The sequence below is a fragment of the Bacillus sp. ISL-75 genome (genome assembly GCF_018613095.1).
In genome coordinates this window covers 1-10505 of record NZ_JAGGQX010000085.1, presented here as the reverse complement: position 1 = coordinate 10505, position 10505 = coordinate 1, and the positions used below count along the sequence as shown (strand labels likewise).

Genomic DNA, 10505 nt, shown 5'->3' with positions numbered 1-10505 from the left:
TTGATATAGTGTTGACATACCATTCTTCAAGTTGTTTCTTTTGACGATACAAATTTTGGTCAAATGTAGAAACACGCATATACCCAAACTTCAAATTAATCCTCTCATCTATCAAATATTATACCCAAAATGATTCAAGAGAAAATTTTGACTGGCGGATTTGTTGGTTTGTTAAATGGTGTTCACATAGACTGGTATTAACAAACACCTCTTTAAAATTCGACGTTGTTGCGTCAAAGCCCTTCATTTCGAGGAATTGAAACCATACCAAATAATTATCAAGATATTTTGTTGCAACACCTTTAAATCGGTCAATCCAATGACTTAATCTCGCATGATAACCGTTCACGTTTTGGATATGATAAATCCCTTTGGTAACATAATCAGTTTGGATGTATTAATTCGATAATGTTCCATTCCTTTATCTTTTGCGTATGTCATATACGCTCTCCAGGCATCCGTACATAAAATCGTATCTGAATCTAATAATTGACCAATTCAGGATAAGAGATTCTTTCTGCTTCATCCCATAGGTCGATCAAACGCAATTGATCTTTTAGGTAAAGTTTAACTTCGGCATTATCAAAAATTAATCCTTTCGATTGAGCGTCACGTAAGAATGCTAATTTTGACTCATAGGAAGAATCCCTAAAAAATCGTTCAACTTCTTTAACTTCAAGGATTTGTTCCCTATCCAACTGAAACAAATCCTGCTTGTTGATTGCGTTTTTATTAGTCGAAGCTACCCCGATACCGTCTTCAGTAGATAAAACGATCTCAGTATCACGTTCTTGCTTAACCTTTTGTATATATTCATATAAAGAATCAATAGGTGTAAGCTGAAAAGTATGACAGAACATATTTCTCACCTTATTTTGGTTGATTGATAGCTGAGAACATTCTTTTACCCATTTTTCAAGATTCCTTTCACTTGTAGTAAAATCAACCATATCAAGTACACTTGGTGAAAAGCACAGGATCCTTAAGAAGTCGTGAATATTTCGGGCAACAATTTTTACTGGGTCATCAAAGTCCATGGGTGAGACCCGAACGATGTAGGTATTTTCTAAGTCTTTTCGTTGCCCAAAATCAGTTAGAAATCCGAAATGTATACCATCTGAACCAGGTCTTGCAAAGGCTATGACATCAAGTGGGGTGTTTAAGTAACGCGAATCGACACCTTCGTATGAAAAGTAATAGCCTAATACATCTCCGGACTCTAACAATCCTGCTTTTTGAAGCTGTAGCTGTAATCCAATGATCTTATCTAGTATTGCAGGAATAGAATACTTTCCATAGTTTAACTTTACCATTATGAGAGTCTCCTTTTACAACTAGGCAGTTTGATATGATACCTACACATCAGCTCCCACTTGTTTTTTGGTGATAAAATTGTGCTGATTTGATAGTTAAATTATCCCATGAAATTAAAAATAATAAACGCCGTAATGAAAAAAGTGTAAAGTTTACTCAAAATAAAGAGACATCCTGACAAGTTTTAGAAAGGCGATGCCTAATCACATCATCTGGCATCGCCTTTTACATGATTGGGTACGTTGTCTGTATGAAATGAGCGAGACTTCTAGGAATCATTTCGTAAAGGGATGACGATTCCTCTTTTCTTAAGTATAATTCAACTATAGATAGGCTATTAGGACGGTGAATATAAGGTGAAAAAAATAACAGTCGAAAACTTAGTTCGGAAGTTTTCATTGAAAGTAGTAGCTGGGGAAAATCAACTGCAGAAAATGATTACGCAATCACGGGTGCATCGCCCTGGCTTGGAATTTGTTGGCCATTTTGATTTTTTTCCGATGGAACGAGTTCAAATTCTAGGAAAAAAGGAAATTACCTATTTACATAAATTAAGTAAAGAGGAACGTAAAATACGAATCGGAAATATCGTTCACTATCACCCGCCCTGTTTTATTGTTACGGCTGGAGAAGAAGGACTTACCTATTTAACTCACCATTGTGTTGAACAGGGTATACCCTTGTTACTAACAAACAAGCCTGAGACAACTTCAGAGTTTATAACCAAATTGGATACCTATTTGGTGAAGGAATTAGCACCAGAAATGACGGTTCATGGAGTTTGTATGAATGTGTCTGGCATTGGGATCTTACTTCGCGGTAATTCAGGGGTAGGGAAAAGCGAAACAGCTCATACGTTAATTCGTCGAGGACACCGTCTGGTTGCTGATGATATTGTTGTCCTGAAGAAGCTTGGCCCGCAAACCATTCTCGGTACACATGATGAAAAAACCAAGGAATTTTTGGCGCTTCGTAGTATTGGGTTGTTGAATGTGGTTCGCTTATACGGTCGTAAAGCTTTCCAAGATGAATCACGAATTGTGCTTGATATTAATTTAACGAAATGGCAAAAAGATGACTTGAATAATGAACTGGACCAGGAACTTCAATTTATAGAATATATGGGTGTTAAGATTCCATCTATCGAAATTCAACTCCAGCCCGGACGTGATGTGGCGGGGTTAATTGAAGCTGCAGCTAATAATTGGTATTTAAGGCAGCAAGGATATAGCGCAGCAGAAGAGTTCATGAGCAGGATTGAGGCCGATATTTCGAATTCTAATTTGGAATAACTATTGAAGAAGAACGCCACGGTGACGGTTCTCATGGTTTTAATGAGGTTAGTGCTGACCGCAAGAACCGTCCTCATGGTCTGGGAAAATCGAAACAACGGTAACAAAAAGAGATTGATAAAAAACCACCTTTCAATAAAAAAGGTGGTTTTTGTTTCTTTGTAAAAGCTCAAATTTTTTGGAATAGAATTAAATCACTTCTAATAAACCCATAGCATACTTAGCTCGCCCATTTCTCAATTTTCATAACAAATTTAATTATTAAAAAAATAATATGATATTATAAAAATAGGTAAATTAGCATTATAGTATTGTTTTATAACGTAGTATTGAGATCAAATAAAAGGAGTAGGTATGAAGGGATTTTATACTCATATAAATAAAAAGTTATATTATTTTACGGTATTAATCGTAATAGCCATTATGATAATGGGTTTGGTAGTGGGTAATCCACGTTTTGGTAAGTTAGATTCTGGTTATATTTTCCATAGTGGACTTGTTGTCATCCTATCTGCCTGTTTATTGCTCTATCCTAAGTATATCACTCATGTTTTTAGACTAATTATCATTACAGTAGCGTCCGTTTACTTTTATGTGCTGTTCTTTTTATATCCCGATACTTGGTCCACCTTTATTTTTCTATGTTTTATTCCAGCCATCGCGATTCTGTTTTTTGATTCAAATCTCTTTTATTTTTCTTTACTATTAAACAGTGTGTCCATCATATTTACATTTAGTTATATTATGCTTATTGATCAAGGATATCCCTATATCAAGCAGGATTTAATAGGAAATGTTATCAACTTTATCGGGAGTCAAGTGATTATCTATTTTATTTTTTATTTAACGCAAGGAAGAATAAAGAAACAGCAATTATACTATGAACAAATTCAGCATTCAGAGCGTTTGAAGACATCTGGACAACTAGCAGCTGCTGTTGCACATGAAATTAGAAATCCTTTGACCGTTGTAAAAGGCTTTTTACAGTTATACCAAAAAGACGCTGGATTTAGCGATGATCTAAAAGGAAATTTTACTTTGATGATTGATGAATTAAATATTGCTGAACAGGTAATTACTCAATTTTTATCTATAGCGAAGCCAAATAAGGAAACAGAAATAGAAACAGTCAATTTAAAGGTTGTTCTTCAGAGTGTAACCGATCTACTTCATTCGTATGGGCTGTTACATGATAATAAGATTGAATTAATTAGGGTTGAAGATTGCTATATCGCTGCTAACAACATAGAATTTAAACAATTATTAATAAATATTATAAAAAATGCCATTGAGGCCTCGAAAATTGGTGATTCTGTTTTTGTATCAGCTAGTAGGGATAAAGATTTCGTCGAGATTAAGGTAGTTGATTATGGACAGGGGATGTCTGAGGCGGAAATTAAGTCCCTTGGTACTCCTTTTTATTCTTTAAAAAGTAAAGGGACCGGATTAGGTATGATGGTTTGCTATAATATTGCAGCAAAATATAAAGGAACTATTGACTTCCAAAGTACTAAAGGTGAAGGAACTACCGTCACTATACGCTTTCCATCAAAAAATTAATGAATCCAGAGGGGCGGTTCTTATGGTTTTATAATGAGGTTAGTGCCAACCACAAGAACCGTCACCGTGGTCCAGTCAGGGTTCAGCCAATCGTAATGCAGGATTTCCTCATCTTGAAAGACACATAGCGAAGGGACGAAATTAATAAGAGTGTCATGGCTGTAAGAGAACACAATGGAGGCATATGATTCTACAGTAAAGAATCATGATATTGGTATTTTTCATATTTTCATAGATATTAAAGAATAGAATTGAACAAGGACATAGTGATTTCAAAATCGGTTGCATCCATAGTTCCTAATTGTTTATGAATGATTCTTTCTTCAATAGAAAATACTTTATTGGGTAGTACCCACTGATTATCATAGAGTAGGCCAACAGTTTTAGTAGTATGTAATTTATGTTCAAAACGATCTATGTTATCTGTTTTTTCTTGGCACGTTATTGCTAAGCAAATATATTTTCCGTAACTAGAATAATGTTCTTCATTACTGATAATAACTGCAGGTCTTTTTTTAAACCCTGGCTTATCACTAAAAGGAAAAGGGACTAACACAATATCATGTTTTTTAAAGGTCATTGTAGGCATCGTCCTTTTCATTGTCCCAAACATCCTTTAGGGACTTATTAACAATTCCGTTATAAAGATAATCTTCTTCTTGATTCAGTAATTTTTTAACCTTTTCTTTTATACTTCTCACCTTATCTGCAAAATCTTTTTTCTCCTCATCCGAAAAGGACTGAATTAATTCATCGAACTCATTAAATACATCTTCTTTTTTAAGCGCAGACATTAATTTACACCTCACTGTTATTTATTTATTATATTGTATCATTTATTGGATAATTTATCCATACGAGCAGTGACAGTCACAGTTCGTCTTTTTTTCGGGTAAGTCAATTTTGTTTATTCCTCAATGGAACAGTTCTTTTTATATAACCTAAGAAAGATACACGCCTTTACACAAAAAAGGGTATAAAATTACCGAAATTGCAAAAAACGCCATCAAAAGTCATTTTTGAAGGCGTTTTTTGATGTTTCGCTCAAAAAATGCCCCCAAAATTGAAAATTGACGATTCGCTTTACCCCGCCAATCTCGATATCGTAGAAGTACTGAGAAGCGGGTTTTTACATAAAGCCTCCCTAAGGACAAGGTGATGAAAAGGTGTCATAAAGTATTCACATATTATTGAAAAACGTATGACCATTTTCCTCATTTATTTATATATCAAGTATGAAGGAATTTTATTAGAAGAAAGGCAGTGGTTGAAGATGGCAAAATATCGAATGGTACGTACTGATTTTTGGAAGAATCCGATTGTTTCAGAAGAGATGACCCCGGAGGATAAATACTTTTACCTCTTTCTTCTTACCAATCCACATACAACTCAAATTGGAATCTATAAGATTACCAAAAAACAAATGGCTTTTGATTTGGGATATTCGATTGAGAGTGTTCATTCGTTAATGGAACGATTCATTGTGCACCAAAAGCTGATTCGTTACAATCCTGAAACGAGAGAACTAGCGATCAAGAACTGGGGGAAATATAACCTGGATAAAGGCGGGAAACCGTTCATGGATTGTATTTTTTCCGAGTTAAAGGATGTGGAGGATCTCTCACTGATTCAATATGTTTCGAAGGCGATTCAAAAACAGGAAATTCGCAGTCTATTTGAATCATTTTGTGAACAAGAAGAGCTGGTTTTCGGCATGGAAGTTAGCGGCCAAGATGAAAATGATACATATCTAGAACCTGAATGTGGAGAGCTTGACGATACGTTGACGCATCGTGATACGAGAAGGGGGCAAAAAGAAGAAGAAAATAAAAAAGATAATAAAAAAGAAAAACAACAACAAGAAGCTTTTAATCCAAATATAGAGAAAAATCCAGACACAGAAAATAATCAAAAAGAAGTAGATGTAAAAGAAATTATTGAGTTTTGGGACGACAATGGATTTGGTTTTTCGAACATAAATGGGAAAGAGCAGCTGTTAACTTGGTTAGATGATTCTAGCTTTTTACAGCCGAAAGATGTGATTTTAAAAGCGATGAATATTGCGTGTGCCAATAACAAGCGAAGGCTGAGCTATGTGGTTGGAATTCTGAAAAACTGGAAAAATGAATCTTTACTAACCGTAGAAGAAATTGATTCCTATCATGAAAACCAAAAGTCCGTACCTAAGCATAGGCAATCAACCAAATCTTTTCCTGCCGGAAGAGATATTCCAGGTGGATTTGTACTTGACCTTTCAGCAGGTGAAGAGTGATGCGAATAGCTGGAATGGACCATGGGGGCGGTTCCTGTGGTCAGCACTAACGCATTAAAAACCATGAGATCCGTCCCTGTGGAGGCTTCAACCATTATTTTTTTTAAAGAACCATTTACTATCAGGTCTTTCACGAGGAGTTAAATTCATAATGAAATACCCAATGATCAGGATTAAGATGACAAGCGAATAAAGCATTGTATTTACAGGCTGTTCGTGGTCAACAATAATTATTCTTACCATTGCGGTGATGCCTATATATATAAAATATCTAATAGGGAAATGGTATTCCTCCTTGAAATATTTAACAATCATCGTAATAAACTCAAAATATAAAAAGAAGATTAGTATATTATCCAAAAAAAGTTTATAGTCGTCGCTGCCACTTTCTATCAAAATATGACTGAAAATGATTAATTCCTTAACTAGTAAAATCGATAGAATAATTGCTAAAAAAATGAGAGAAATATTTAAAAATACCTGGAGAATCTTAGGTATAATGCATAAAACAAAAGTAAAATCCTTTTTTACCTTTAACATGGTAACCATCCTCTCACCAATTTAAACTATAGATTATATACTATTTTTAATTTTGTGAAAAATCAAGATAATTTTATGTAAAGACCATGGGAACGGTTATACTGATTTTTTGCTTCTATCTGTTCCTAAAATGTGATATCTGATTTTTCAACAATTTATTTATGCGCCCGGAAGGACAGTTGCATATAAAAATAAGTAAATGAGTTTTTTTATCGGAGTTATTATGGAAAGTATTAAAAATTTTTTAATTATCAAATAAATTTTAAGTGTGATTTCTAAAATTCCATGGTGACGGTTCTCATGGTTTTTAATTAGGTTAGTGCCGACCGCAAGAACCGTCCCCATGGTCTCAAAAACATTCGTCATCAAAAGTCTTTCGACCCTTACAAACCTCAACGCTTCCGTCGCAATGCCATGTCTTTCATCCATTTATACGTATAAGAAAAGGTCTTTTTTTTACATCAAATTAATATAATGACAAAGTTAACTTTTTCTAGAGGTGAATATTTTGGAGATTTTTGGTTTGTCATTTGCGGTACTCTTGAAAATAATTTTAATCAATATTGTCTTAAGTGGAGATAACGCAGTCGTTATCGCAATGGCATCACGTAATGTTCCAAAGAAACAACAAAAGAAAGCGATCTTTTGGGGAACATTTGGAGCCATTATTTTACGTTTAATATTTGCAGTAGCAATTATTTACCTACTAGACGTACCTTTTGTAACTTTTATAGGTGGGCTTCTTCTAGTGTATATTGCCATTAAACTACTAATTGGCGATGATGAAGAAAATCTTAGAGAAGGAGGTTCAAGCTTATTTTCCGCTGTGAAAACAATCATGATTGCTGATGCCGTAATGTCGCTTGATAATGTACTAGCTATTGCTGGTGCTGCTGAAGGAAATTTAGTCGGTATTTTCATCGGAGTTATTATTAGTATTCCTATCGTTGTTTTTGGGAGCCAGTTAATATTAAAAGCAATGGAAAATTACCCTATTATCTCTTATGCAGGTGCGGGAATCTTATCTTGGACTGCAGGTGAAATGATCGTCGGAGAACCAAAATTTGAACCTATTCTCACTCACGGGCTACATTTATTGGTTCCTACGGCTATTACAGTTTTTGTTATTGGTTTTGGATATTTAATTTCTAAGAAAAAACTGCTATAGAAAAAATTCCAAGTAACCATACGCCTTTACGTTTCTACATTATCAAAATATTGCCACCACATCGAAATAATAAGGATAAATGAAATAATCGAAAATGAGATCGAATTCCAATCACCTTTTTGGGGCTGTAGTACAATTAGGGTGCTGACGACCGATTCTCCAAAAAGGATTAATGTCAATAAAGCAAAGCGTTCTAATAAATGAGCCGTATTGGTCAGGGCTTTTACCAAATACCTGCGTCCGAAAACAGGCACAATAACATCGACAATAATTCCTGCATATAACACAGTGTATCGAATCCACGAATCAAAAAAGATAGAGAGAAATGAGATGAGGACTCCAATCCCAAAACATGTTCCTAAAAACCGAGCAGCCGTTTTTCTATCCCCTTCTTCTAGATTCTGAACAACAAGATATTGAATTGCCGTTAGTGCCCTTACTCCAATATAGCCAATAAGAAAAGGGAGATAGTATTGATCAAAATCTTCCGATAAGCTGGATGTCATAACAAGGACAAATAACATTTGAAGAATTATAAAGATACGTTGATGCAAAAAATCTTGTCCAAACCGATTGATAAACATTGTTTGTCCAGTCCAAGACCACCATATCGGGATAAACATTAGAGCAAACTTTAATAGATATTCTGGATAAATATAACCTTTTTCAACATGAAGTAAAACATGAGTAGTAGTTGCAACGGCTGCCACAAATAGCAAGTCATAAAAAAGTTCTAACCACGTCACCTTTTTTTCTACCATAGCTAGCAATACCTCCTATAAATGATAAAATATGGTATTATTAAAGTTGATTTCAAACAAGGAGGGAATCTCTATGCCCAAAATCATTGGCCTTATTTGTGGAAGTTTACGAAAAAATTCTTATAACCGAATCGTTGCTCAATCATTGACAGATATGAGTGATGCCGCTCAATTTCGCTGGATCGAAATCAACGATCTTCCTTTGTTTAACGAAGATTTAGAAATTGGCGGTGATCCAGAAACAGTAACATCATTTAAGTCCGCTATTCAGGACGTTGACGGTATCATTATCGTAAGTCCAGAGTACAATTCTGGAATTCCGGGCGTGCTAAAAAATGCATTAGACTGGGCGTCAAGACCACCGAAGTCCTCCGTTCTTAGTAGAAAACCGGTTGGCTTAATCGGAGCAACCCCTGGGGGATTAGGGACTGCCTTTGCTCAAATGCAAATCAGACAAATATTAGAAGCCATGCAAGCTCAGGTTCTTCCATTTCAAAAAGTGCTGATTTCGCAAGTACATGAAAAGATTGACTCCGATCAGAAAGTGCTTACTGACGAAAAAACAAAACGATATCTTGAGCGTTATTTACAACAATTTATTCATTGGATCGATCACACTCCTTTTTAAATTAACCAAAGAATACAGAACATCATCAAGTAATTTTTTGTGATGATTTTATATATATATAAATATTGTTGACAGTAAATAGTTTGTTGTCATTGGTTTATCTATAAACCTATAAAGTTCATAAACTGATTGTAACAAACGAAGGAGTTTAAGGTGATTTTGCCGATTTATGAACTTTCTTCGATTCGGTATTTAAAGGAGGATTATAAAATGTCTGATCTCTATTCTCGTCTTTCCAAAGAGGATGCTGCCGTTCTTCTAGTGGATCATCAAACTGGCCTTATTTCCGGCCTAGTGCGTGACTATGGTGTTGATGAATTCAAGAACAATGTTTTGGCTCTTGCTAACACCGCTAAGTTTTTTGATTTACCAGTTATTTTAACAACAAGCTTTGAAAATGGACCTAACGGCCCACTAATGCAAGAATTGGTTGAGCTCTTTCCTGATGCGCCAAAAATAGCTCGGCCTGGACAAATTAACGCTTGGGACAATGAAGAATTTGTTAAAGCCATTGAAGCAACAGGTAAAAAGCAACTAATTATAGCAGGAGTTGTTACTGATGTTTGTGTTGCGTTCCCGGCACTATCTGCTGTAAACGCTGGATACGAAGTATTTGTTGTCTCTGATGCTTCCGGAACGTTTAGCAAACAAGTAGCGAACACGGCATTAATGCGCATGGCCCATGGTGGAGTACAGCTTATGAACTGGTTTAGCGTAGCGTGCGAATTACAGCGCGATTGGCGCAACGACGTCGAGGGTTTTGGCGCTTTACTCTCTAGCCAACTTCCTGGTTATCAAAATTTAATTGGAAGCTATAGGGGAGCTCAGGGAGATCTCGGCAAGTAGAATGACTAGATCACAAAGGTCAACCTTGACATATAGTTAGCTATCCTCACCAACAAACGCGGATTTTATACGAAATTCGCGTTTTGCCATCAGGACCCCTTCTTCAACTCCCTCAGTTTGATAC

11 protein-coding genes and 2 pseudogenes are annotated in these 10505 nt (G+C 35.4%); 6 read left to right on the top strand and 7 right to left on the bottom strand.

From position 1 onward, the window contains the following. The 3 genes and pseudogenes from J7E63_RS30400 to J7E63_RS27930 all read right to left on the bottom strand — a co-directional run. A partial coding sequence (locus J7E63_RS30400) for a recombinase family protein (RefSeq protein ID WP_308162036.1) occupies positions 1-94 on the bottom strand: 94 nt, incomplete at its 3' end. A gap of 24 nt (positions 95-118) precedes the next feature. Further along, a pseudogene (locus J7E63_RS27935) lies at positions 119-498 on the bottom strand (IS1595 family transposase); the annotation flags it as partial. Continuing rightward, a complete protein-coding gene (locus J7E63_RS27930) occupies positions 483-1313 on the bottom strand; it encodes a hypothetical protein (protein ID WP_215018434.1) in 831 nt (276 codons plus the stop codon). The gene J7E63_RS27930 and the pseudogene J7E63_RS27935, both read right to left, overlap by 16 nt. Positions 1314-1670: 357 nt before the next feature. Between J7E63_RS27930 and hprK the strand changes: the two genes are divergently transcribed. Continuing rightward, positions 1671-2606, top strand: coding sequence for an HPr(Ser) kinase/phosphatase (gene hprK, locus J7E63_RS27925; RefSeq protein WP_215018433.1), 936 nt, complete (start codon positions 1671-1673; stop codon positions 2604-2606). Positions 2607-2960: 354 nt separating this feature from the next. Next, a complete protein-coding gene (locus tag J7E63_RS27920; RefSeq protein ID WP_215018432.1) occupies positions 2961-4166 on the top strand; it encodes a sensor histidine kinase in 1206 nt (401 codons plus the stop codon). Positions 4167-4404: 238 nt separating this feature from the next. Here the strand turns inward: J7E63_RS27920 and J7E63_RS27915 are convergent, their stop codons facing one another. Continuing rightward, entirely contained in the window at positions 4405-4746 is a 342-nt protein-coding gene (locus tag J7E63_RS27915) for a type II toxin-antitoxin system PemK/MazF family toxin (RefSeq protein ID WP_215018431.1), read from the bottom strand. Continuing rightward, positions 4736-4960, bottom strand: a complete 225-nt coding sequence (locus J7E63_RS27910) for a hypothetical protein (protein WP_215018430.1) — start codon at positions 4958-4960, stop codon at positions 4736-4738. Before J7E63_RS27910 ends, J7E63_RS27915 begins: the two co-directional genes overlap by 11 nt. Positions 4961-5439: 479 nt before the next feature. Between J7E63_RS27910 and J7E63_RS27905 the strand changes: the two genes are divergently transcribed. Beyond that, complete coding sequence (locus tag J7E63_RS27905) at positions 5440-6438, top strand: DnaD domain protein (protein ID WP_251033816.1); 999 nt, start codon at positions 5440-5442, stop codon at positions 6436-6438. Between the two features lie 87 nt (positions 6439-6525). Here the strand turns inward: J7E63_RS27905 and psiE are convergent, their stop codons facing one another. Continuing rightward, on the bottom strand, positions 6526-6978 hold the full coding sequence (gene psiE, locus J7E63_RS27900) for a phosphate-starvation-inducible protein PsiE (RefSeq protein WP_215018429.1): 453 nt from the start codon (positions 6976-6978) through the stop codon (positions 6526-6528). 523 nt (positions 6979-7501) lie between these two features. Between psiE and J7E63_RS27895 the strand changes: the two genes are divergently transcribed. Then, entirely contained in the window at positions 7502-8146 is a 645-nt protein-coding gene (locus tag J7E63_RS27895; protein WP_251033815.1) for a TerC family protein, read from the top strand. A 32-nt stretch (positions 8147-8178) separates the two neighbouring features. Here J7E63_RS27895 and J7E63_RS27890 read toward each other — a convergent pair. Further along, positions 8179-8907 (bottom strand): annotated as a pseudogene (locus J7E63_RS27890) (low temperature requirement protein A); the annotation flags it as partial. A gap of 73 nt (positions 8908-8980) precedes the next feature. Between J7E63_RS27890 and J7E63_RS27885 the strand changes: the two are divergent. Further along, positions 8981-9535: an NADPH-dependent FMN reductase gene (locus tag J7E63_RS27885; RefSeq protein ID WP_215018425.1), complete on the top strand. Its 555-nt coding sequence runs from the start codon at positions 8981-8983 to the stop codon at positions 9533-9535. A gap of 210 nt (positions 9536-9745) precedes the next feature. After that, positions 9746-10381, top strand: a complete 636-nt coding sequence (gene ycaC, locus J7E63_RS27880) for an isochorismate family cysteine hydrolase YcaC (protein ID WP_215018423.1) — start codon at positions 9746-9748, stop codon at positions 10379-10381. Positions 10382-10505 lie beyond the last annotated feature (124 nt).